The organism is Actinomycetospora flava (assembly GCF_037400335.1).
Taxonomy (GTDB): Bacteria; Actinomycetota; Actinomycetes; order Mycobacteriales; family Pseudonocardiaceae; genus Actinomycetospora; species Actinomycetospora flava.
On record NZ_JBBEGM010000002.1, the window covers coordinates 322,122 to 344,165 of the forward strand.

Here is a 22,044-nt window from a genome sequence, read left to right on the forward strand (position 1 = left end):
CCGTAGGATCCGGGCGGTGAGCCTGCACCTGTACGACACCGCACGACGCGCGCTGCGGGAGTTCCGTCCGCAGCACGCCGGCACGGCGTCGATGTACGTGTGTGGGGCCACCGTGCAGGGCGTCCCCCACGTCGGCCACGTCCGGTCGGGTCTCGACTTCGACGTGCTGCGCCGCTGGCTCGCGCACAGCGGCTACGACGTGCTGTTCGTCCGCAACGTCACCGACATCGACGACAAGATCCTCACCAAGGCCGAGGCCGCCGGCCGGCCGTGGTGGGAGTGGGCCGCCACCCACGAACGGGCGTTCGCCGCGGCCTACGACGTGCTCGGCTGCCTGCCGCCGTCGGCGGAGCCGCGCGCGACCGGCCACGTCACCGAGATGGTCGAGCTGATCGCGCGCCTCATCGACCGCGGGCACGCCTACGCGGTCGACGGCGACGTCTACTTCGCGGTCGGCACCTGGCCCTCGTACGGCGAGCTCTCCGGGCAGCGCCTCGACGAGATGGAGCAGGGCGAGGGCAGCGACCCCCGCGGCAAGCGCGACCCCCGCGACTTCACGCTGTGGAAGGCGGCCAAGCCCGGCGAGCCGGACTGGCCGACGCCGTGGGGCCGCGGGCGCCCGGGCTGGCACCTGGAGTGCTCGGCCATGGCGACGCGCTACCTCGGGCCGCGCTTCGACATCCACGGCGGCGGGCTCGACCTCGTCTTCCCGCACCACGAGAACGAGCTCGCGCAGTCGCGCGCCGCGGGCGACGGGTTCGCCGAGTACTGGCTGCACAACGCCTGGGTGACGATGTCGGGCGCGAAGATGTCGAAGTCGCTGGGCAACACGCTGACGATCCCCGCGGTGCTCGAGCGGGTGCGCCCGGTGGAGCTGCGCTACTACCTCGTCGCGCCGCACTACCGCTCGACGCTGGAGTACTCCGAGGAGGCGCTCGCCGAGGGCGCCGCCGCGTACCACCGGATCGAGACCTTCGTGCACCGCGTGCACGACCGGGTCGGGGCGGTCGAGGTCGGCCGGATCAGCGACGCGTTCGCCGCCGCGCTGGACGACGACGTCGCGACCCCCGCCGCGCTCGCCGAGGTGCACGAGACGGTGCGTCGCGGCAACGCCGCCCTCGACGCCGGCAACCGCACCGAGGCACTCACGCTCGCGGGCGCGGTGCGCGCGATGACCGGCGTGCTCGGTCTCGACCCCGTCGTGTGGGCCGAGGCGCCCGGCGCCGGGGGCCCGGGCGACGCCGCCCGGCAGGCCCTGGGCTCGCTGGTCGACGCCCTCCTCGAGCAGCGCACCCGTGCGCGGGCCGACCGCGACTTCGCCCGCGCCGACGCGCTGCGCGACGAGCTCACCGCGGCCGGCGTCGTCGTCGAGGACACCGCGGACGGCCCCACCTGGACGCTCAAGGACGGTGCGTAGCCCTCATGGCCGGCAATTCCCGCCGCCCCGGAGCCCGGCGCAACCCGGGCTCCAAGAAGGGCCCCACGAAGGGCTCGGGCGGCAAGGGGCGCAAGAGCCTCGAGGGCAAGGGTCCGACCCCGCCCGCCGACAAGCGCCCGAACCACAAGGCCTACCGCTCCGGCGGGGCCGCGTCGTCGGCGCCGCGCAAGCCCGCGGGCGACGACCGGGCCCCCGCCCGGCGCGCCCCGGGCCGTCGCGAGGACCCCGACGGCCCGCAGACGGTGCTGGGCCGCAACCCGGTCGTCGAGAGCCTGCGGGCGCACAGCCCCGCGACTGCGCTCTACGTCGCCCAGAACATCGAGGTGGACGACCGCGTCCGCGAGGCGATCAAGATGGCCTCCGAGCGGGGCGTCTCGGTGCTCGAGGTGCCGCGCGGCGACGTCGACAAGATGGCCGACGGCGCCGTGCACCAGGGGCTCGCGCTCGCCGTGCCGGCGTTCGAGTACCGGCACCCCGACGACCTGCTCGAGGAGGCGCGCCAGCGGGCCCACCTCGACAAGGTGGAGCCCCTGCTGGTGGCGCTGGACGGGGTGCAGGACCCCCGCAACCTCGGCGCCGTGCTGCGCTCGGCGGCGGCGTTCGGCGCGCACGGGGTGCTGCTGCCGTCGCGGCGCTCGGTGGGCGTGACGCCGGTGGCGTGGCGGACCTCGGCGGGCGCGGCGGCACGCGTCCCCGTCGGGCGCGCCACCAACCTCAACCGCACGCTGTCGGCCTGGCTCGACGAGGGCCTGGTGACCGTGGGGCTCGACGGCGAGGCGGGCGCCGACATCGACCACCTCGACGACGTCGCCGGCCCCGACGCCGCGCGCGGGCCGCTGGTGATCGTCGTCGGCTCCGAGGGCAAGGGCCTGTCCCGCCTCGTGCGCGAGACCTGCACGGGCGTCGTGTCGATCCCGATGGCGGGCGAGGTGGAGTCGCTCAACGCCTCGGTCGCCGCGGGCGTCGCGCTCGCCGAGGTCGCCCGGCGGAGGCGCGCGCAGGGGTAGCAGCGAACGTGGCGTTCGCTGCTTCTAGGCGCGCAGACTCCCCGCTCGCTCCGGCTCCTCGGCGGACCCCGACTCCACGCACGTCCCCGCGTGCTCGCGCGGGACCGCGAGCTCGGTCTCGGCGTCCCGGCCGCGCAGGGTGCGCGAGTCGACGACGACCCAGCGCTGCGCCTCGCTGCCCGCGCGCTCGAGCGCCGCGCCGGAGGCGACGACGCAGCCGTCGATCTCCTTGGCGGCCTCGGTGAGCCGGGCGGCCTCGTTCACGGGGTCGCCGATCACCGTGTACTCGTAGCGGCGGGTGTCGCCGATGTTGCCCGCCACCGCCTCGCCGGCCGAGACGCCGATGCCCGCGGCGATGTCGTCGAGCTCGGTGGCGATCCGCCGGCCCAGCTCGCGGCCGGCGCGCAGGGCGCAGGCGGCGGCGTCGGCGCGCTCGATCGGCGCGCCGAACACCGCGAGCGCCGCGTCCCCCTCGAACTTGTTGATCCAGCCGTCGTTCTGCTCGACGACGTCGATGACGACGGCGAAGAAGTCGTTGAGCATCTCGACGACCTCCTGCGGCGGGCGGGTCGCCGCGAGCCGCGTGGAGCCGACGAGGTCGACGAACAGTACGGCGACCTCGCGGACCTCGCCGCCGAGCTCGACGTCGTTCTCGAGCGCGGTGCGGGCGACGTCCTCGCCGACGTGGCGGCCGAACAGGTCGCGGACCCGCTCGCGCTCGCGCAGCCCCGCGACCATCGTGTTGAAGCCGGCCTGCAGCACGCCGAGCTCGGTGGTGTCGAAGACGGGCACCTCGGCGTCGTAGTCGCCCTCCTCGACGCGGCGCTGCGCGCGGCGCACGGCCAGCACCGGCGCGGCCGTGGACATCGCCGTCAGCACCGTGACCAGGAAGCCCACGACGAGCGCGACCCCGCCGAGCACGAGCACGACGATCGCGAGCCGGTCGACGGAGTAGCCGCCGAGCGCCAGCGCCGACGCCGCGGCCAGCAGGACGCCCACCAGCGGCACCGCGGTGCCCAGCCACCACGAGCCGACCGACCGCAGCACGACCCCGGGCAGCGGGCGGCCCTGGGGCGGGCGGTCGTTGAGGACCCGCGCGACCTCGCGGCGCAGGACCCGCTCGACGAGCCGGTAGGTCACGGCGACCGTCGCGACCCCGCCGAGCGCGACCGTCACGCCGACCGAGAGCCCGAGCCGCGGGCTGGAGAACACGTTGATCATGACGAACAGGACGAGCGCCGCGGCCCACAGGACGCTCTGCACCGTCGCCAGCCGCAGCGGCCCGCGCAGGACGACGCGCCGCACGCGCTTGCGGTGCCGGCGGACGGCGGCGTCGTCGGCACCCGGCCCGGGTGCGGGCGGGACCCGCACGCGGAAGTGGCCCCAGATCGCCCCGACGAGGATCGCCGCGACCAGGTAGGCGCCGAACGCGACGAGGTTGCGCCACAGCGCGGCGGGGTCGAACGCGACCAGCTCGCCGAGCGGGAGCACCCACGCGGCCACGACCAGCACGACGCCGGCACCCACGATGTTCGGGGTGACGACGACCAGGCCGAGGGCGACCCGGGTGACCAGTCGGAGGCCGCTGTGTTCGGGGTCCTCGGCGCGCACGCCGCGGGTGGCTCCGGACATGGGGCGAACTCTATCGTCGGCCGGCGAGCGGGGCGGGGCAGCTCACCGGGCGGTGGCAACCGCCGTTCGGGCGACACGCCGCCGGGTCCGCAGCGAGCCGAGCCCGCGGCAGACCAGGTAGATCACGAACGCGATCGACGCGACGAACGGGCTGATCGGCAGCCCGGCGTCGAGCGAGGCCACGATCCCGCCGATCACCGCCACCTCGGCGAACACCACCGCGAGCACCGACGCGAGCGTCGGCGACGCCGTCACCTGCGCCGCCGCGGCGGCCGGCGTGATGAGCAGGCAGAGCACGAGCAGCGCGCCGACGATCTGCACGCCCAGCGCGACGGTGACGCCCAGCAGCACCGCGAACAGGATCGACAGCGCCCGCACGGGCACGCCGCGGGCGGCCGCCATGTCGGGGTCGAGGCTCGCGAACAGCAGGGGCCGGCGGACCACGGCGAAGACGAGCAGCACCGCGACGCCGACGACCGCCAGCGTGAGCACGTCGCCGACGTCGACGCCGACGATCTGGCCCACGAGCAGGCCGAACTTGTTGGCCGAGCGCCCGGTGTAGAGCGACTGGAACAGCACGCCGAGCCCGAGGCCGAACGACAGCAGCACACCGATCACGGAGTCGCGCTCGCGCTGGGCCCGCCCGAGCGCCCCGAACAGCAGCGCGACGAGCACGGCGCCCACGAGCGCGCCCCACCCGATCGCGTCGGTGCCGAACACCAGCAGGGCCCCGGCCCCGCCCGCGAACGCGAGCTCGGCGGTGCCGTGCACCGAGAACGCCATCCCGCGCCCGACGACGATCGGGCCGAGCAGGCCCGCGAGCACCGCCAGCACGACGCCCGCGATCAGCGCGTTGCGGACGAAGTCGAGCGCGAGCAGGTCGAGGGTGCTCACCGCGGCCCGCCCCCGGTGTGGACGAGGCGGTCCTCGGCGCCGACGACGACGATCCGGTCGCGCACCCGGACGACGTCGACGTCGGTGCGGTAGAGCTCGGAGAGCGTCTCCGAGGTCATCACCTCGTCGGGCGTCCCGATCCGGAACTGCCCGTCGACGAGGTAGAGGACCTTGTCGGTGACGGGCAGGACCGGGTTGAGCTCGTGGGTCACGAACACGATCGCCGTGCCGTGGTCGCGGCGGCGGCGCTCGAGGAGCTCGACGACGGTGCGCTGGCGGGCGAGGTCGAGCGAGTGCAGCGGCTCGTCGGCGAGCAGCAGGGACGGGTCCCCGACGAGCGCCTGCGCGATCCGCAGGCGCTGCTGCTCGCCGCCGGAGAGCGCGCCGACCGGCGCGTCGGCGAGCTCCAGGGCGTCGACCTGCAGCAGCGCCTCGTGGACGCGGCGCGTGCGCTCGGCCCGCCCGCGGAACGGCAGGCCGAAGCGGTGCCCGTCCAGCCCGAGCCCGACGAGGTCGCGACCGCGCAGGGGCGTCAGCGGGTCGACGCTCGTCTGCTGCGGGACGTACCCGACGTCGGCGCTGCCGCGGCGCGGCGGGCTCCCGGCGACCTCGCAGGTCCCCGCGGCCAGCGGGAGCAGGCCGAGCAGGACCGTGAGCAGCGTCGTCTTCCCCGAGCCGTTGGGCCCGAGCACGGTGACGAACTCGCCGGGCGCGACGTCGAGGTCGAGACCCGTCCAGAGCGTGCGGCCGCCGCGGCGGACCTCGGCTCCGGACAGGCGGATGGACGGACTGCTCACGATCGGTACCTCACGCGGTCGAACCTCAGGCCGGGGCGCCCAGGGCGCGGGCGAGCTCGGCGCGGGTCGCGTCGAGCCAGGTCAGGTAGTCCTGCCCGGCGGGCAGTGTCTCGGTCACGTTCACCACCGGCACGCCGGCCCCCGTGGCGGCGTCGCGCAGACCGGTGGTGATCGGGGTCTCGGTCTGCGGGTTGAACACGAGCGCGTTGACACCGCGGCTCGCGACCAGCTGGTTCGCCTCGGCGAGGGTGGCGGCGGCCGGGTCGGTCTCGTTCTCGATCGCCTCGCTGAACGCCGGCGGGGTGGCGTCGGCGACGCCCGCGGTGGTCAGCAGATACTGCGCGATCGGCTCGGTGGCGAGGACGCGGGCGCCCGGGCGGGCCTGCCCGATCTGCGCGAGGCGGGCGGCCTGGTCGTCGACGCGGGTGTTGAAGGCGGCGGCCCGCTCGCGCAGCGCCGCGGCCTGGGCGGGCTCGACGGCGGCGAGACGCTCGGCGACCTGGTTCACCACGCCCTTGACGGCGGTCGGGTCGAACCAGACGTGCTCGTTCTCCTGGGCCTGGTCGCCGCGCAGGGCGAAGGCCTCGATCGAGCGCTCGCGCACGGCCGGGTCGCCGTCGATGACCTGCTCGACCCAGTCGTCGTAGTGGCCGCCGTTGAACACGACGAGGTCGGCGTTCGTCAGCGCGGCGGCGTCGGCGGGCGTGCTCTCGTAGGAGTGCGGGTCGGCGGCGGGGTCCTGGATGATCGACCGCACCTCGACGCCGGGGCCGGCGATCGCGCTCGCGACCGATCCCCAGACGTTCGTGGTGGCCACGACCGTCAGCGTGCGCCCCGGGGCGGGGGCGGGCGACTCCGGGGCGGGCGCCGGCGCCGCGGACGGGGCCGGTGCGCCGCCGGAGCCCCCGCAGGCGACCAGGACCAGCAGCGCCCCGAGCAGGGTGGCCACCAGGGGCACGGAACGGACGGGCACGGGGCGTCTCCTCCTGTCGATCCAGCCGACACGATCGTGTCCGGCGTGCAAACGATAACGGTTATCGATTGCGAGTGGGAGTCGGGAGGTGGTCCGACCAGGTCACACCGGGCGCATCTGGACGTCCATCGGTCGCGTGGAGTGGCCCTAGATCGAAACAGTCGCTACCGTCGGGTGGTGGCCGAGGCACTCGAGGGGCGCCGATCGCGGCGCACCGCCACGCTGGCCTCGCTGGCGGCGGAGCTGGGCGTGTCGCGCACCACGGTGTCGAACGCCTACAACCGCCCGGACCAGCTCTCGCCGGCGCTGCGGCGCCGCGTGCTGGACACCGCACGGCGCCTCGGCTACCCCGGCCCGGACCCGGTCGCGCGGTCGCTGCGCACGCGCAAGGCGGGCGCCGTCGGCCTGCTGCTCACCGAGGCCCTGTCGTACGCGTTCCGCGACCCGGTGGCCGTCCAGTTCCTCGAGGGCCTCGCCTTGGCCTGCGAGGACAACGGCTCGGGCCTGCTGCTCGTCCCGGTCAGCCCCGAGGCCGACGACCCCGGCGCCGTCGCGCGGGCGGGCGTCGACGGCTTCGTCGTCTACTCAATGCCAGACGACGACGACAACTTCCATGCGGTGCTCGAGCGGCCCGTCCCCGTCGTCGTGTGCGACCAGCCGACCGCGGTGCCCGACGTCGACCGCGTCGGCATCGACGACCACGCCGCGATGGTCGACATGGCCCGCCACCTCGCGGGCCTGGGCCATCGCCGTGTCGGCGTGCTCTGCATGCGCCTGTCCACCGAGCGCAACGACGGCTTCGCGAGCGTCGAACGCCAGCAGCGCGCCCGCTACGAGGTCCAGCGCCGACGTCTCGCCGGGCTGCGCGAGGGCTTCGCCGAGGCCGGGGTGGACTGGTCGGCGGTGCCCGTGGTCGAGCGCTACGACCACAGCGAGTCGGCGGGGGCCTCGGCCGCCGAGCAGCTGCTCGCCCAGCACGACGTCACCGCCATCGTGTGCACCTCGGACATCCTCGCCCTCGGCGCGCTGCGCCACGCCCGCACGGCCGGGCGGGCGGTGCCCGACGAGATCGCGGTCACCGGGTTCGACGGCGTCCCCGCCGCCGAGCGCGCGGAGCTGACGACCATCCGCCAGCCCACCCTGGACAAGGGCCGCGCGGCCGGCGAGCTCCTGCTCGACCGCGGCGATCGCCAGCGCTCGCGCACGCTCCTGCTGCCCACCGAACTGCTCGCCCGCGCGACGTCGGGGCCGGCCCGCGAGTTCAGGTGACGCCCAGGGCCTCGAGGAATCCGGCGGCCCAGCGTTCGACGTCGTGCTCGAGCACCTGCTCGCGCATCCGGCCCATCCGCCGGCGGGCCTCGTCGGCGTCCTGGGAGGCCGCGGCGACGATCGCGTCGGCGACGCCGTCCAGGTCGTGCGGGTTGACGAGGTACGCGCCCTCGGCCAGCTCGTCGGCGGCGCCGGTGAACTCCGAGAGCACGAGCGCGCCGTCGCCGTCGGGCCGGGAGGCGACGTACTCCTTGGCGACGAGGTTCATGCCGTCGCGGTAGGGCGTCACGAGCATGACGTCGGCGGCGCGGTAGAAGGCGACGAGCTCGTCGCGCGGGGTCGACTGGTGCACGTAGTGCACGACCGGGCGCCCGACCGCGCCGTACTCGCCGTTGATCCGCCCCACGGTGAGCTCGATGTCGTCGCGCATCTCGGCGTAGTGCTCGACGCGCTCGCGGCTCGGCGTCGCGACCTGGATGAGCACGGTCCCGGCCGGGTCGAGGCGCCCGCTGCCCAGGACCTCGGCGAACGCCTGCAGGCGCACGTCGATGCCCTTGGTGTAGTCGAGGCGGTCGACGCCGAGCAGCACCGTGCGCGGGTCGCCGAGCTCGTGGCGCAGGGCCTCGGCGCGCTTGGCCGTGTCCGGCTCGCGGGCCGTCCCGTCGAGGTGCGAGGAGTCGACCGAGATCGGGTGGGCGTCGACGGCGACCGCGCGCCCGTCCGGTGCGGTGAGCCCGGCGCCGTCCCGGGTGGCGTCGGTGAGCCGGGTCGCGACGTGCCGGAAGTTCTCGGCGCCCCCGGCCGTCTGGAACCCGACGACGTCCGCGCCGAGCAGGCCCTCCACCACCGGGCGCCGCCACGGGAGCTGGGCGAACAGCTCGGCGGGCGGGAACGGGATGTGCAGGAAGAAGCCGATCCGCAGGTCCGGGCGGCGCTCGCGGAGCATCTGCGGCACGAGCTGGAGCTGGTAGTCCTGCACCCAGACGGTGGCCCCGTCCGCCGCCGCCCCGGCCGCGGCGTCGGCGAAGCGCTCGTTCACCCGCCGGTAGGCCTCCCACCAGGACCGCTCGAACCGCGGCGTCGCGACGACGTCGTGGTAGAGCGGCCAGAGCGTCGCGTTGGCGAAGCCCTCGTAGTAGGCCGCGACCTCGTCGGCGCTGATCGGGACCGGCCGGATCGCGAGCCCGTCGTCGTCGAACGGCTCGGGGTCGGCGTCCGGGCGGCCCGGCCAGCCGACCCACGCGCCGCCACGGGCGCGCAGGGTCGGCTCGAGCGCGGTCACCAGCCCGCCCGGGCTGCGGTGCCACTCCCCGTCGGCGTCGAGGTCGAAGGGCAACCGGTTGGCCACCACCAGCAGGTCAGAAGACCCGTGGGCGTCCTCGGCGTGCGTCACGTTCTCTGTCCTCCGCGGAGACTCCGGGCAGCAGGCGGCGGGCGAGCCGCTGCAGGGGCCAGCCGACCTGTTCCCCGACCGAGACCCCGGCCGCGAGCGCGAGTCCGAAGGTCAGGGCCAGCAGGATCGTGACCGCCCCGACGGCGACGCTGCCGTACGCGAGCTGCGAGAACCCGCGGTACATCGTCAGACCCGGTAGGAGCGGCGTGATCCCGGCGATCACCAGCACCAGAGGGGGTGTACCCAGCATGCGGGGCAGGAGCATCGCGACGAGACCGAGCGCGGCGGCCGCGAGGGCCGCGGCGACGACCTCCCCGGCGCCCAGGATGCCGAGGAGCCCGTAGCCGCCCCACGCCACGGCGCCCGCGGCCGCCGCCAGCGGCAGCGAACGCCACGGCGCATACGCCGACAGGGCGAACAGCATCCCGGCGGCCGCGGCGGCGAGGAGCGAGATCGGGTGCAGCGACGGCGCCGGGCTGGGCGGCACCACGGCCGCGTAGGCGCCCGCGTCGGTGCCCAGAACCGCCCCGACCAGCTTGATGCTGACGACGACGCCGACCAGCAGCCCCGCCGACGCGAGCACGACCTCGACCGCCCGGCCGGCCGCCGTCAGCGGGAACCCCGAGATCGCGTCCTGCACCAGGCCGACCAGGGACAGCCCCGAGAGCAGCACCACGATCCCGGCCGCGATCACGAACGCCGGCGAGTCGTCGAGCGTCCCGGACCACGCCAGCGTCGTCGCACTGAGCGTCACGATGGTGGCGCCGACCATCTGCTGGAAGAACATCGGCACGCGGCGCCGGCCCAGCCAGCGGGCGACGCCCCAGATGATGCCGGTGGCGACCGTGGCCAGCGCGGCGACGAAGAAGCCGCCGCCGAGCAGGAAGGCGACCGCGCCCGCGAACAGCGAGCGGGCGATCCCGGCCACGAAGCGCGGGTACGGGTGCGGCGCGCGCACGGCGTTGCCGAGGCGGGTGATCGCCTCCTCGACGCGCATCGGCTCCTCGCGGTCGACGATCGCGGCGATGATCTCGTCGACCTCGGTGAGGCGCGTGTAGTCCTGGGTCCGGTAGCGGACGTTGCGCATGGTGGTCACCGGACCGGCCTCGTTGCCGCGGTGACAGCACATGGTGATCGTCGAGAACGCGATGTCGACGTCACAGGCCGGCAGGCCGTACGCGCCGGCGATCGCGAGCATCGTGTCGTGCGCGACCGCCGCCCCGGCGCCCGAGGCGATCTGCACCTCGCCGATGCGCAGCGCGAGGTCGAGCACGCGCAGCACCAGCGTGTCGTCGGCGACCTCCGGCCCGGTGATCGCCGGGAGGAGGTTGTCGCGGACGGTCGGCGCGTCCACGGCGGCGCGACGGATGTCGTCCACGGGGAACTGTCGACGGAGCGAACCGCGGGCTCGCTGGGCCACCCCCACGGGCGGACCTTCCTCTCCCTGCTCGTCGGAGTGCTCGAACCGCGGACGGGGCACCCCGGGAAACTTCATCAAGGCCACCTGCCCAGACGTGCGGGAGTCGATCAGGGTTGCCGGCGGGGAGCGTGCGCCACGTCCCACCCCGACGGGCGGTGGCGACCCCCGCCCGACCACCGTGCCGACCGACAGAGATTACTTCCTGCACCTGTGGGCGGGGTCTCTCCGCACGCACGGGGCCTCGTACGATGGGTCCCCGTGCCGGCGTAGCTCAATCGGCAGAGCACTCGCCTTGTAAGCGAAAGGTCCGGGGTTCGATTCCCCGCGCCGGCTCCATCTGTGCCTGCGTCGCACACGCCGGGCGCGCCGCTCCGTGGTGATCAGCGGCGTCCTCACGCACCCGCGCGGCCGCGCCGTAGTGGATGACGTCGCTCGTGAACTCGCGTGGGACGCCGGATGGCGGCCCGGTGTACGTGGAACGAGCGAGGTGTACCGTCGCCGTTCCACGGTCGGCCAGACGGCCGTGCGGGAGGCGACAGGACTTGGCCCTGCACGAGGACGGCACGCCCGATCAGCGGCAGGCACATCCCATCGAGATGCCGGCGGCCGCGGTCGATCCGTTCGACGCCGTCAGCTGCGCCACCGGGATCCTCATGGAGCGCTACGGCTGTGACGCCGAGGCCGCCGCCCAGCGCCTCGCCGACTGGTCGCGCGACACCGCGATCGACGTCCCGCTCGTCGCCGCCTGGCTGATCGACGACATCAGCGCCATCTGGCGCCGCAACCCGTAGGCGCCGAGGAGGCCCCGTGCCGGACCACGACGACCCCCGTCCCACCGGAGGCTTCGAGGAGGTCGACCTGTCGGTGTGGATCGCCGACCAGGACGTCATCGACCTCGCCCACTACGCCCGCGAGGCCCGTCTCGTCCACGGCTCGTTCGGGCGGCATCTCGTCGACGGGGCGTAGCCGCCGGGGCGACACGCCACCCGGTGGGTGGATCTCCGCGGAGATCCGCTAACGAAGCCCTGACCTGCCTCGACGTCCCCGGCGAGACACGGACTCCGCGGGGAGAGGGCACATGATGATCACCGAGGTCCAGCACGTCGCGATCCCGGCGCCGCGCACGCCCGCGGCCCGCCCGGCCATCGTGCCGATGACCGTGCGGGCCGCGAGGGTCGAGCAGGACGAGCACCCGGAGCTGGTCGCCGCCCGGCTCGTGTCCCAGGCGGCGACCGTCTCGTGGGTCGGCCGGCTCGCGCTGCTCGTCGCGGTCGGCCTGGTCGCCGTCCTCGTGCTGGTCCCCTGATCAACGGGGACCGGGCGAGCGATCTCAGGGCGTGATGACGACCTTGAGGGCGAGGTTCGCCGCCGCGTTCGCGAAGACGTCGTAGGCCTCGTCGATCTGGGCGAACGTGAACGAGTGCGTGCCCATCTTCTCGGCCGGGATGCGCCCGGACGCGACCATCTTGAGCAGGGTCGGGATGGACACGGTGTCGACGAGACCCATGGTCATCGTGACGTTGCTGATCCACATGTCCTGCATCGGCAGCTCGACCGGCGTGCCGTGGACGCCGATGTTCGCGATCGTGCCGCCCGGCCGGACCAGCGAGGCCGCGGTCAGGAGGGTCTCGGGGTAGCCGACGGCCTCGATGGCCACATCGACGCCGAGCCCGTCGGTGAGCGCGACGACGTCGCCGACCGTGCCCGGGCCGACCTCGACGGCGTCGGTGGCGCCGAACTCGAGGGCCTTCTCCAGGCGGAACTTGTTCGAGTCCACCGCGATCACCTTCGAGGCGCCCCACAGGCCCGTCGTCAGCACCGCGGACAGCCCGACCGCGCCGGCGCCGACCACCGCGACCGTGTTGCCGGGGCGGACGCCGCCGGCGAGCACGCCGACCTCGTAGCCGGTGGGCAGCGAGTCGGCGAGGAAGATCGCCTGCTCGTCGGTGACCCCGGACGGCACGGCGTAGAGCGAGGTGTCGGCGTAGGGCACGCGGACGAACTCGGCCTGGGTGCCGTCGATGAGGTGGCCGAAGATCCAGCCGATGCCGCCGACGGTCTGGCAGTGCGAGGGCATGCCGCGCTGGCAGTACTCGCAGCGCCCGCACTTGGTGATCGCGGGGACGAGGACCCGGTCGCCCACGGAGAAGCCGCGGACGGCGTCGCCGACCGCCGTGATCGTGCCGACGGCCTCGTGGCCGAGGATGCGCCCATCGGTGACCGCGGCGACGTCGCCCTGCAGGATGTGCAGGTCGGTGCCGCAGATCGTCGTCGTCTCGACCTTGACCACGACGTCGGTGGGCTCCTCGACCCTCGCGTCGGGGACGTCCTCCCAGGCCTTGTTGCCGGGGCCGTGGTACACCAGTGCCTTCATCGCCACTCCCGTCGATTCGCTCCGGCGGTCCGGCCGCTCCCCGGTGCCGCCGCCCTCCGACGCTAGTGGCGCCGGACACAGGAGCCTGTCCCATCCTGGGACGTCCCGTCCGGCCCCCGACGACACCGAAATGATCACTGACCCGGTCCCGGGACAGATGCGCCTGCGGCGCAGGTGAGTGAAACGGGTCGCTGGGGCGACCCGTTTCACTCACCTGGGCGGAGCCCCTCAGGCGATGTAGCTGATCCCGAAGGCGTCGATCTTGCGGTACAGCGACGAGCGGGCGATCCCGAGCATCGCGGCCGCCTGGTAGCGGTTGCCCCGCGCCTCGTAGAGCGCCTGGATGATCGCGTCGGCCTGCGCGGTCTCGAGCATCGTCAGGCGCGGGCGGCTGGTGAAGCACAGCGCGGGCAGGTCCGGCGCCTGGACGACGCCCACCGGCTTGCGGGCGACGACGTAGCGCAGCACGTCCTCGAGCTCGTTGATGTTGCCCGGCCACGCGTAGCCCTCGAGCACGCGGATGACCTGGTGCGACAGGCGCAGCGAGCGTCCGCCGCCGATGGCGTGCAGCACCGAGAGCGCGATGTCGGCGAGCTCGTCGGCGCGGTGGCGCAGGGCGGGGACGCGGACGGTCTCGTGGAAGTGCCGCAGCAGCAGGCCGTAGGGGCGGCTCGCGTCCACCGACGTCGTGTCCAGGCACGCGACGACGACCGCGTGGGACGAGCGCGCCAGCAGCAGGCCGAGCTGCTCGTCGAGCCGCCGCGCGGCCAGCGGGGTCACGCCGTGCAGCCCCCGGAGCACGACGAGGTGCGGGCGCGCCGGCGGCCGGTGGACCAGGCGCTCGAGCGGCTCGACGGCCCGCGCCCCGTCGTCGGAGGCGTCGGTGCTGACGACGGTGACGGTGCCGTCGCGGTGCAGGCGGACGAACTGCTCGACGGCCAGCGTGCGCTTGCCGACCCCGGCCTCGCCGACGAGCACCTGGTGGCGGCGCTGCCCGAGGTTCGCGGCCAGCTCCTGGCGGGCGCGCAGCGACGGGGTGAGCAGGTCGCGGTTGGCGCGCACCCGGGCCTCGGCGTGGGCGCGCTCGTCGCCACGGACGTCGGCGGCGAAGTCGCGCCGCGAGGTGGGCGCGACGTGCGAGCCCTGACGACGCCGCGCCTCCGCCTCCCGGCGACCCCCCTCGTCGACGGCGGGCCGCCCGCCCACCACGCACCCGACGAGCCGGTCCTCGTGGCGGATCTCGCGCACGGCGACCTCCGCGCAGCCGCCCGAGGGCAGGTCGACGTGGTACGGCGCGTCCGGGCGCTCCAGGGCCAGGCCGGCGAGGGCGAGGTCGGCGAGCACCTGCTGGTCGGCGGGCGGGAGACGGCGCGCGCCGGCGCCCAGCACGAGGTCGTCGCCGTCGGTCGCCACCACCCACGAGGCGCCGTCGGCGGCTGCGGCGGCGAGGGCGTCGTGCACCGCGAGGATCCGCCCGCGGCGCCCGGCGGCGTCCTCGTCGGCGATCTCGCGGGCCAGCGCCCGGGCCAGCGGCAGGTCGCGCACCGCGCCGTCCTCGGCGTGGCGCACGACGACGACGGCGAGGTCGCCCGGGTCGACCGGCGCCGCGGCCCCGGCGAGGACGGCCAGCGCGGGGTGCAGGTGCTCGGGTCCCTCGACCGTCGTCGCGACGCCCTCGTGCAGGGCGAGCGCGGCCGCGGTGGTGCCGACGACCTGCTCGCCGTACGCGCCGCCCGGCACGAGGTGCAGCGCGTCGAGGATCTCCGCGAGCGCCGGGTCGCCGTCGCGGCGCACGAGCACCACCCCGTCGCGGTCGACGACGAGCAGGGTGGCGTCGAGGTCCGGGTCGCGGGGGTGCACGCGGTCGGCGACCCGGCGCGCCGCCGCCGTGCGCGGCCCGTCGTCCAGGGCGCCCGGCGCCGCGACGAGACGCGACGTGTCGACCCCGGACGAGCGCTCCCACGACGCGAGGACCTCGGGCCGCACGACGCCGGGGATCACCGCGTCCCGGCCGTGGCGCAGGAAGCGCCGCCGCGCGGCGTCCACCTCCCGCGCGTGGCCCACTCCCGCGACGGTAGACGGCCGACGCGGGCTCGGGGAGGGCTCAGGCGCGTCTCCTCGTCGCCGGGAAGGTTCAGGCGCGCAGGGTCTCGCTCGGCGAGCAGCCGTACCGCTCCCGATAGGTCACCGAGAAGCGCCCGGGGTGGGTGAAGTGCCAGCGGGCGGCGATGTCGGCGACGGTCTCGCCGCCGGTGCGCGCGTCGGCGGCCCGCAGCTCCTGGTGGGCGCGGGAGAGGCGCACCTCGCGCAGGTAGGCGAGCGGGGTGGTGTCCCGCCAGCGGCGGAAGGCCATCTGCAGCCCGCGCACCCCGAGGCCCGCGGCGGCGGCCACGTCGGCGACGTCGACGTCGGCGGCCGCGTGCTCCTCCAGGTACGCGATCGCCCGGCGCAGCGTCGCGGGCTCGGGCGGGCGGCCGTACTCGTCGGACGGCACGCCGCCGAGCTCGTCGAGCACCTGCTCGGCGCAGGCGAGGACCGTCTCGGAGTGCCGGTGCGCGCGCTCGAGCAGCAGCTCGAACGCCGCGTCCGGGGACACCTGCTCGTGCCGGGCCAGCAGGGCGCGGGCGGCCACGAGGACGTCGCGCGCCCGCACGCCCGGGTCGCCGGCGCCGGGGTGGTCGAGCGCGGCCAGCGTGCGCCCGGCGAGGCGCGCGACCTCGCCCGCGACCGCGCGCACCTCCGGACCGAAGGTCAGCGTGGCGTCGGCGGCGAGCGTGAGCGTGCCGCCCACGGGACCGAGCGGCAGCACGAGCAGCGACGCCGGGGCGCCGACCGTCTCGCGCCGCAGGGTGGGCCAGCGCGAGTCCGTCGCGACGTCGTCGACGACCACCGGGACCCCGGAGCGGGCGGCGGTCGCGCGCGGGCCCCGCCCGACGGCGTCGACGGCCGCGGCGGAGAGCTCCCCGGCCGACGAGGTCACGGTGGTGCCGTGCCGGACCGGCACCGCGATCTGCACCCACCGCACCGCGTCGGCCACCCGCAGCGCGTGCCGGCACAGGCGCGTCAGGTCCGGGACCGGGACCTGCTCCGCGTCGAGGCGCAGCGGGCCGTTCCGGGCCGTGTGGTTCGGCGCGGGGGGAGCGGTCGAGTCCATCGCGGTTCTCCTCGGGCGAGGGTCCGCCCGGCCATGGGCATCGCTCAGCCGGGCGAGCGGCTGGGACGTCAACCGATGGGCCGGCAATCATAACGCGCACGACCGAGCACGCCCGCGCCCGATCGGCCACCGCGCCGATACCCTCTCGCCCATGCCCATCGGGACCACCGCCGGCGAGGGCGGGGACGCCCGCGTGCGCCGCGCCGGCTGGCTCGTCACCGGGGCGGCGCTGGTGGTGGCGGCGGCGACGCTGCTGGTCGTGGGGCTGGTGCCGCCGGGTCCGGGCCGGACGACCGCCGTGGTCGTGGCCGTCGTCCTGGCGTTCGTGCTCGCGGCGTGGCGGTCGGTGCGGGCCCGCCGGGACACCACGACCGTCGACGGCCTGCGGCCGATCTCGAGCTGGCTCGCGGTGTTCGGGTGGGCGGTCACGGTGTTCTCCTCGCTCGTGGCCCTCGCCGACCCGACCCACGGCGGCCGCGCCGTGGTCGCGGGCGTGCTCGCCGGATGCCTGCTCGTGCTGGTCGGGCGCGCGAGCGAGCACGTCGGCACCCGGACCTGACCCGCTCCTGACCTGCGTTTCACTGGCCGGTCACCCCCCGCGGTGCCACCCTGGTCGGACCATGACCGAGGAGATCCCCGACGACGCCCCCGTGGACGGGCGTGCCGCGCGGTGGGCCGGGCACCGGGAGGCCCGCCGGCTCGAGCTCGTCGACGCCGCGGTGGCGGCCATCGGCGAGCACGGACCCGAGGTCACCACCGAGCAGATCGCCGCGCGGGCCGGCGTCTCGCGCCCCGGGCTCTACCGGCACTTCGAGGGGCGCGACGACCTGCAGAGCGCCATCGCCGCGCGCTCGGTCGAGCGCCTCGTGCACGTGCTCGAGCCGGTGTGGCGCCCGTCGGGACGGCCGTTCGAGATGCTGGCCAAGGCGCTGCGGGCGCACCTGGGCTGGCTGGAGGCGAACGCGAACGTCTACCGCTACCTCAAGCGCACCTCGTTCGGCACCGGCGGCGAGTCGGCGACGACCAACGTGCGCGCGACCGTCGCCGAGCACGTCGCGGGGATGCTGATCGACGGCTCGCTGGGGGCGGAGATCGCGCCGCCGGTCGCGCACCCGCTCGCCTTCGGGCTCGTGGGCATGGTCGACTCCGCGAGCGCGCACTGGCTCGACGCGCCGCACGGCGCCACGCGCGACCAGCTCGCCACCCAGCTCACCGAGGCGTGCTGGGCGGTCATCCGGGTGACGGTCGGCCCCGTCGACCCGTGACGGAGCCGTGATCTCCCGAGATCGGCCCCCCGACCGGGGGAACGCCGGTGATGCGGGACGATGGAGGCCCGCCGGAGAGAGGATGCCGAGGCATGGCGATGAGCCGCTCGTTCCCCACCGTCCTGTCCGACCGGCTGCCGGAGACGCGGGACTTCTACGTCGCGCTGCTCGGGTTCCGGGTCGCCTTCGACAGCGACTGGTACGTGGCGCTCACCCGCTCCGAGGGCGACGACGTCCACGAGCTCGCGATCTGGGCGGTGGGCCACGAGCTGGTCCCGCCGCCCTACCGGGCCGAGCCGGCCGGGGTGATCCTCACGTTCATGGTCGACGACGTCGACGCGGTGCACGCCGAGGCCCGGCGGCTGCGCCTGCCGCTCGTGGCGCCGCCCCGGGACCTGTTCCACGGCCGCCGCCAGATGCTCGTCACCGACCCCAACGGCATGCTCGTGGAGATCTCGAGCCCGAGCACGCCGTCGCCGGCCTTCACCGCCGAGCTCGCGCGCCGCGGCCGCACCGCGGAGCCCCTCGGTTGACCGACGACCCTGGGGTGGGGGAGACGCGCGAGGAGCGGGCACCGGGACGTCGGCGCGAGGCGAATCCGTTCACCGAGATCCTCGGGGGACGCGGGCAGGCGATCGACGCCTCGGTGCCCGGCGTGGTGTTCGTCGCCGTCTGGTTGACCGCCGACGCGCTGGCGTGGGCGCAGCCGATCCTCGTCGGCGGCATCGCCGCGGTCGCCGTCGCCGCCGTGATCGCGGTCTGGCGCCTGCGGCGGGGGGAGCGGCCGCGGGCGCTCGCCGTGGGCCTGCTGCTCGCGGTGGGGGCGGCGCTGCTCGCGCTGTACACGGGCCGCGCGGAGGACTTCTTCCTGCCCCGCATCGTCGCCAACGCCGGCAGCCTGATCGCGTGGCTGGTCTCGATCGCGATCCGCTGGCCGCTGCTGGGCGTCGTCGTGGGCACGCTCACCGGGCACCCCACGCTGTGGCGCCGGGATCCGGACCTCGTCCGCGGCTACAGCCGGGCGAGCTGGGTGTGGGCGGGTCAGTACGCGGTGCGGGTCGTGGTGTTCGTCGGGCTGTGGATCGCCGGTCAGACGGCGGCCCTGGCCGTCGCCCAGCTCGTGCTGACGTGGCCGCTCGTCGTGGTGTGCGTCGCAGCGTCCTGGCCGTTGGTTCGTTCGGCCCTGCCTCCCGGGCATCCGGGCCCACGGCATCCCGTCGTGCCCGCTGCTTGATCCGTTCGGGTCAGCGACGACGACCTTCTGCCAGGGCTGACTTGGTCCAAGGGTGAACGCTCTCACCGGTGGACAACGCGGCACCATGGTGGGCGTCGTCCGTTGTGGGATGCCGCGTCGGACGGCACCCCGACCTGCCCGATCCACCCCGATCCGTGCCCACCGGGAGCCATGTCACCTGCGAACCCTGAAACGAAGTCGGAGACCAAGTCCTCCGGCGTGGGACTGACCTTCCCCCAGATCATCGGTGCCGCCCTCGCGGCGGCCACCGCGTCGATCCTCGGGTCGTTCCTCGGCGTGCTCGGCACCATCGGCGGCGCCGCGGTGGCGTCGATCGTCACCACGATCGGCTCGGCGCTCTACCAGCGCTCGCTCGAGGTGACGCGCGACCGCGTCAAGGAACGCCTCGTCGTCGCCGGGCCGAACAACACCCGCGTGGCGACCGCGGTCGGCAAGGTCGCGGGCGTGCGGCCCGCCCCGAACCAGGGGCAGCAGCCCGGTCAGCCCGCCCAGCCCGGTCAGCCCGGTCAGCCGGCCCGTCCGGTCGCCGGGCCGCCCACGCCCGGTCCCGGCGTCCCGATGCCGCCGGGACAGCGCCAGGTGCGGCCCGGGATGCCGCCGGCCGACCCGACCCGCCGGGTGCCCGGCGCCGCGGGCCCGACGACCGGACGTCCCGGTCAGCCGGGCCAGCCGGGCCAGCAGCCGGTGCCCCAGACCCGTGTGGCGGTGCGCGCCGAGGGCGCCGACCCGACGCGGGTGCACGCGCGGGTCGACCCGAACGCGCCGGCGACGTCGCTGGCCCCGGGTGCGCCGGGTGCTCCCACCGAGGTGCGGCCCACCGCGTTCATCCCGCAGAGCCGCCAGCCGGGGACGCCCCCGGGCGGCGGGCCGACCGCGGTGATGGGGCAGCCGGGTCGTCCGACGGGCCCTGGTGGCCCCGGTGGCCCGGGTGGTCCCGGTGGCCCTCCGAGCGGGCCCGGCGACGCGGTGACCACGGTCGCGCCGCTCGAGCCGGAGCCGGCGCGCCGCAAGGTCACCCTCGCGGGCATGCTCGCGGCGCTCAAGGGCCTCGGGTGGAAGACCTGGGTGACCCTCGGCGGCGTCACGGCCAGCGTGTTCGTCATCGCCCTGCTGGCGACGTTCGGCGTCGAGACCGCCGCCGGGCGTCCGCTCTCCGGCGGGGAGAGCGGGACGTCGGTGGGGAGCCTCTTCGGTCAGGAGACCGGCACCTCCCAGGCCACCACCACCCAGGACCTGGGTACCGAGGACACCACCGCCCCGAGCGAGACGACGACCTCGCAGCAGCAGGACGAGCAGCAGGGCGGCGGGGGCAACACCGGCACCCAGCAGCCCGACACGAGCACGTCCCAGCCGTCGACGCGGTCCTCGCAGAACGGGCTCCTGCCGAACCTGGTCCCGCGGGACTCGGGCGGCGGGTCCGGCGGGGGTTCCACCAACGGCTGAGATCTCGCCCCGGCTCCCACCGACGGCCGGACGGACGCCTTAGCGTTCGTCCGGCCGTCGGTGTCTGTGCCGGCGGACGCGAGCGGAGTCGGAGGTGGGCATGGGGCGGCCGGCGCGCCTGGTGCTCGGTGCCGTCGTGGTGATCGGCCTGCTCGTCGGCGCACCGTCGCCCGCCCGCGCGGCGCCCGCCGAGGGCCCCGCGGAGCTGGGCGCGGTCAAGGACCGTCTCGACGCCCTCGCGGAGCGCCGCGGCGCGCCGGCGGCGGTGAGCGCGTGGTGGGTGGACCTCGCGACCGGCTCGGTCGTGCTGGCGCTCAACACCGCCCCCCGGGACGCGCGCAGCGCGGGGTACGTCCGGGAGGCGCGCGAGGTCGACGCGTCGGTGCGGGTCGTCGAGGGCGTGGCGGCGCCGACCCCGCGGGCGGCCCCCGCCCCGCCGGCCGACCCGCCGGTGTACGACCTCGTCGGCGGCGACGCGATCCGCGTCAACGGCACGCGGTGCTCGCTGGCGTTCACGGCGACCGCCCCGTCGGGCGACCCCCGCCTGATCACCGCGGGGCACTGCACGAACCGCGGCGGCGACGTCAGCGGGGCGAACAACGGCCCGATCGGGCCCGTGCGCAGCTCGGTGTTCGACCGCACCGGCGACTGGGGCGTCGTCGACGTCGGACCGGGCTGGCGCGCGACCTCGTCGGTGGCCGCGGAGGGGTCGACGACCCGGTCGATCACGGGGACCGCGACCGCGCCCGTCGGCGCCACCGTCTGCCGCTCGGGCTCCACGACCGGCTGGCGCTGCGGCAAGGTCACCGCGGTGAACGTCACCGCCAACTACGCGGCGGGCCCCGTGCAGGGCCTCGTGCTCACCGACGCGTGCAGCGAGGGCGGCGACTCGGGCGGACCGTTCGTGTCGGGCAGCTCGGCGCTCGGGCTGCTCTCCGGCGGCACGGGCGACTGCACGACCGCCGGCGGCACGAGCCTCTACCAGCCGATCGACGAGGTGCTCGCAACGGAGCGGCTCACGTTGTCGGTGGCGCGCTGAGGCGGTCCCTCAGCCGGCGGGCGGCCTCCTCCGGGTCCTCGGCCTCGGTGATCGCCCGGACGACGACGACGCGCGTGGCGCCGGCGGCGAGGACCTCGTCGAGGCGGGCGTGGTCGATCCCGCCGATCGCGAACCAGGGGCGCGCGGGGGCCGCGGCGGCGGTGGTGCGGACGAGGTCGAGGCCCGGCGCGGGGCGGCCCGGCTTGGTGGGTGTGGGCCAGCACGGGCCGGTGCAGAAGTAGTCGGCGCCCGCCTCGGTGGCGCCCGCGGCGGCCTGGTCGGCGTCGTGGGTGGAGCGGCCGATGAGCACGTCGTCGCCGACCACCCGGCGGGCCCACTCGACGGGCAGGTCGTCCTGGCCGAGGTGGAGCACGTCGGCGTCGGCGGCGAGGGCGACGTCGGCGCGGTCGTTGACGGCGAGCAGCGCGCCGTGGCGACGCGCGGCGTGTCCGAGGACCTCGAGCGCGGCGAGCTCGTCGCGCGCCTCGAGGCCCTTCTCGCGCAGCTGGATGACGTCGACGCCCCCGCGGAGGGCGGCGTCGGCGAACGCGGCGAGGTCGCCGCGCGCGGAACGCGAGTCGGTGCACAGGTAGAGGCGGGCGTCCAGCAGTCGTGCGCGGCGGTCGCTGCGGATCCTCGGTGCACTCACCGTGACGACGGTATCGCGTAGTTTCGGCGACCGTGCGGGACC

22 protein-coding genes and 1 tRNA gene are annotated in these 22,044 nt (G+C 75.5%); 13 read left to right on the forward strand and 10 right to left on the reverse strand.

Annotation, left to right across the window (positions count from 1 at the left end; translation table 11 throughout):
• Positions 1-16 precede the first annotated feature (16 nt).
• Together cysS and rlmB are read left to right on the forward strand one after the other, a co-directional pair.
• Positions 17-1,417 carry a cysteine--tRNA ligase gene (gene cysS, locus WCD58_RS08215; protein WP_337701472.1) on the forward strand — a complete coding sequence of 467 codons (1,401 nt, stop codon included), beginning with the start codon at positions 17-19 and terminating at the stop codon, positions 1,415-1,417.
• 5 nt (positions 1,418-1,422) lie between these two features.
• Positions 1,423-2,445, forward strand: a complete 1,023-nt coding sequence (gene rlmB / locus WCD58_RS08220; RefSeq protein WP_337701474.1) for a 23S rRNA (guanosine(2251)-2'-O)-methyltransferase RlmB — start codon at positions 1,423-1,425, stop codon at positions 2,443-2,445.
• Positions 2,446-2,469: 24 nt separating this feature from the next.
• On the opposite strand, the gene WCD58_RS08225 is transcribed toward rlmB, so the two are convergent.
• The 4 genes from WCD58_RS08225 to WCD58_RS08240 are packed head-to-tail and all read right to left on the reverse strand — an operon-like array spanning position 2,470 to position 6,741.
• Positions 2,470-4,077: an adenylate/guanylate cyclase domain-containing protein gene (locus WCD58_RS08225; RefSeq protein WP_337701475.1), complete on the reverse strand. Its 1,608-nt coding sequence runs from the start codon at positions 4,075-4,077 to the stop codon at positions 2,470-2,472.
• A 42-nt stretch (positions 4,078-4,119) separates the two neighbouring features.
• Positions 4,120-4,971 (reverse strand): metal ABC transporter permease, encoded by an 852-nt coding sequence (locus WCD58_RS08230; RefSeq protein WP_337701477.1) that lies wholly within the window; start codon positions 4,969-4,971, stop codon positions 4,120-4,122.
• Positions 4,968-5,768, reverse strand: coding sequence for a metal ABC transporter ATP-binding protein (locus WCD58_RS08235; RefSeq protein ID WP_337701479.1), 801 nt, complete (start codon positions 5,766-5,768; stop codon positions 4,968-4,970). The genes WCD58_RS08230 and WCD58_RS08235 overlap by 4 nt, the downstream gene beginning before the upstream one ends.
• A 25-nt stretch (positions 5,769-5,793) precedes the next feature.
• Positions 5,794-6,741 carry a metal ABC transporter solute-binding protein, Zn/Mn family gene (locus WCD58_RS08240; RefSeq protein WP_337701481.1) on the reverse strand — a complete coding sequence of 316 codons (948 nt, stop codon included), beginning with the start codon at positions 6,739-6,741 and terminating at the stop codon, positions 5,794-5,796.
• 177 nt (positions 6,742-6,918) lie between these two features.
• Between WCD58_RS08240 and WCD58_RS08245 the strand changes: the two genes are divergently transcribed.
• The gene (locus WCD58_RS08245; RefSeq protein WP_337701483.1) at positions 6,919-8,010 is read left to right on the forward strand and encodes a LacI family DNA-binding transcriptional regulator; all 1,092 of its coding nucleotides are present in this window, start codon (positions 6,919-6,921) and stop codon (positions 8,008-8,010) included.
• Here WCD58_RS08245 and WCD58_RS08250 read toward each other — a convergent pair.
• Together WCD58_RS08250 and WCD58_RS08255 are read right to left on the reverse strand one after the other, a co-directional pair.
• Complete coding sequence (locus WCD58_RS08250) at positions 8,003-9,403, reverse strand: alpha,alpha-trehalose-phosphate synthase (UDP-forming) (protein WP_337701485.1); 1,401 nt, start codon at positions 9,401-9,403, stop codon at positions 8,003-8,005. The genes WCD58_RS08245 and WCD58_RS08250 overlap by 8 nt on opposite strands.
• Positions 9,369-10,781, reverse strand: coding sequence for a threonine/serine exporter family protein (locus tag WCD58_RS08255; protein ID WP_337701487.1), 1,413 nt, complete (start codon positions 10,779-10,781; stop codon positions 9,369-9,371). Before WCD58_RS08255 ends, WCD58_RS08250 begins: the two co-directional genes overlap by 35 nt.
• A 302-nt stretch (positions 10,782-11,083) precedes the next feature.
• Between WCD58_RS08255 and WCD58_RS08260 the strand changes: the two genes are divergently transcribed.
• The 4 genes from WCD58_RS08260 to WCD58_RS08275 all read left to right on the forward strand — a co-directional run bounded on the left by WCD58_RS08260 (position 11,084) and on the right by WCD58_RS08275 (position 12,129).
• Positions 11,084-11,159, forward strand: a tRNA-Thr gene (locus WCD58_RS08260).
• Between the two features lie 206 nt (positions 11,160-11,365).
• The gene (locus WCD58_RS08265; protein WP_337701489.1) at positions 11,366-11,614 is read left to right on the forward strand and encodes an ANTAR domain-containing protein; all 249 of its coding nucleotides are present in this window, start codon (positions 11,366-11,368) and stop codon (positions 11,612-11,614) included.
• A gap of 16 nt (positions 11,615-11,630) precedes the next feature.
• The gene (locus WCD58_RS08270) at positions 11,631-11,789 is read left to right on the forward strand and encodes a hypothetical protein (RefSeq protein ID WP_337701491.1); all 159 of its coding nucleotides are present in this window, start codon (positions 11,631-11,633) and stop codon (positions 11,787-11,789) included.
• A gap of 112 nt (positions 11,790-11,901) precedes the next feature.
• Positions 11,902-12,129, forward strand: a complete 228-nt coding sequence (locus WCD58_RS08275; protein ID WP_337701494.1) for a hypothetical protein — start codon at positions 11,902-11,904, stop codon at positions 12,127-12,129.
• Positions 12,130-12,153: 24 nt separating this feature from the next.
• On the opposite strand, the gene WCD58_RS08280 is transcribed toward WCD58_RS08275, so the two are convergent.
• The 3 genes from WCD58_RS08280 to WCD58_RS08290 form a co-directional block, all read right to left on the reverse strand.
• Positions 12,154-13,197 carry an alcohol dehydrogenase catalytic domain-containing protein gene (locus WCD58_RS08280; RefSeq protein WP_337701496.1) on the reverse strand — a complete coding sequence of 348 codons (1,044 nt, stop codon included), beginning with the start codon at positions 13,195-13,197 and terminating at the stop codon, positions 12,154-12,156.
• Between the two features lie 228 nt (positions 13,198-13,425).
• Positions 13,426-15,261 carry a helix-turn-helix domain-containing protein gene (locus WCD58_RS08285; protein ID WP_337701498.1) on the reverse strand — a complete coding sequence of 612 codons (1,836 nt, stop codon included), beginning with the start codon at positions 15,259-15,261 and terminating at the stop codon, positions 13,426-13,428.
• A 70-nt stretch (positions 15,262-15,331) separates the two neighbouring features.
• Complete coding sequence (locus tag WCD58_RS08290) at positions 15,332-16,351, reverse strand: helix-turn-helix domain-containing protein (RefSeq protein ID WP_337701500.1); 1,020 nt, start codon at positions 16,349-16,351, stop codon at positions 15,332-15,334.
• Positions 16,352-16,502: 151 nt separating this feature from the next.
• On the opposite strand from WCD58_RS08290, the gene WCD58_RS08295 reads away from it, so the two are divergent.
• From WCD58_RS08295 to WCD58_RS08320, 6 genes are all read left to right on the forward strand, one after another.
• Positions 16,503-16,910, forward strand: a complete 408-nt coding sequence (locus WCD58_RS08295) for a hypothetical protein (protein ID WP_337701502.1) — start codon at positions 16,503-16,505, stop codon at positions 16,908-16,910.
• A 61-nt stretch (positions 16,911-16,971) separates the two neighbouring features.
• Complete coding sequence (locus WCD58_RS08300) at positions 16,972-17,616, forward strand: TetR/AcrR family transcriptional regulator (RefSeq protein ID WP_337701504.1); 645 nt, start codon at positions 16,972-16,974, stop codon at positions 17,614-17,616.
• A 92-nt stretch (positions 17,617-17,708) separates the two neighbouring features.
• Positions 17,709-18,149 carry a VOC family protein gene (locus WCD58_RS08305; protein WP_337701506.1) on the forward strand — a complete coding sequence of 147 codons (441 nt, stop codon included), beginning with the start codon at positions 17,709-17,711 and terminating at the stop codon, positions 18,147-18,149.
• Positions 18,146-18,850, forward strand: a complete 705-nt coding sequence (locus WCD58_RS08310; RefSeq protein ID WP_337701509.1) for a DUF3159 domain-containing protein — start codon at positions 18,146-18,148, stop codon at positions 18,848-18,850. The genes WCD58_RS08305 and WCD58_RS08310 overlap by 4 nt, the downstream gene beginning before the upstream one ends.
• 219 nt (positions 18,851-19,069) lie before the next feature.
• Positions 19,070-20,314, forward strand: coding sequence for a hypothetical protein (locus WCD58_RS08315; RefSeq protein ID WP_337701511.1), 1,245 nt, complete (start codon positions 19,070-19,072; stop codon positions 20,312-20,314).
• Between the two features lie 100 nt (positions 20,315-20,414).
• Positions 20,415-21,353, forward strand: a complete 939-nt coding sequence (locus WCD58_RS08320) for a S1 family peptidase (RefSeq protein WP_337701513.1) — start codon at positions 20,415-20,417, stop codon at positions 21,351-21,353.
• Here WCD58_RS08320 and thiE read toward each other — a convergent pair.
• Positions 21,331-22,002, reverse strand: a complete 672-nt coding sequence (gene thiE, locus WCD58_RS08325; RefSeq protein WP_337701515.1) for a thiamine phosphate synthase — start codon at positions 22,000-22,002, stop codon at positions 21,331-21,333. The genes WCD58_RS08320 and thiE overlap by 23 nt on opposite strands.
• Between the last annotated feature and the right edge of the window lie 42 nt (positions 22,003-22,044).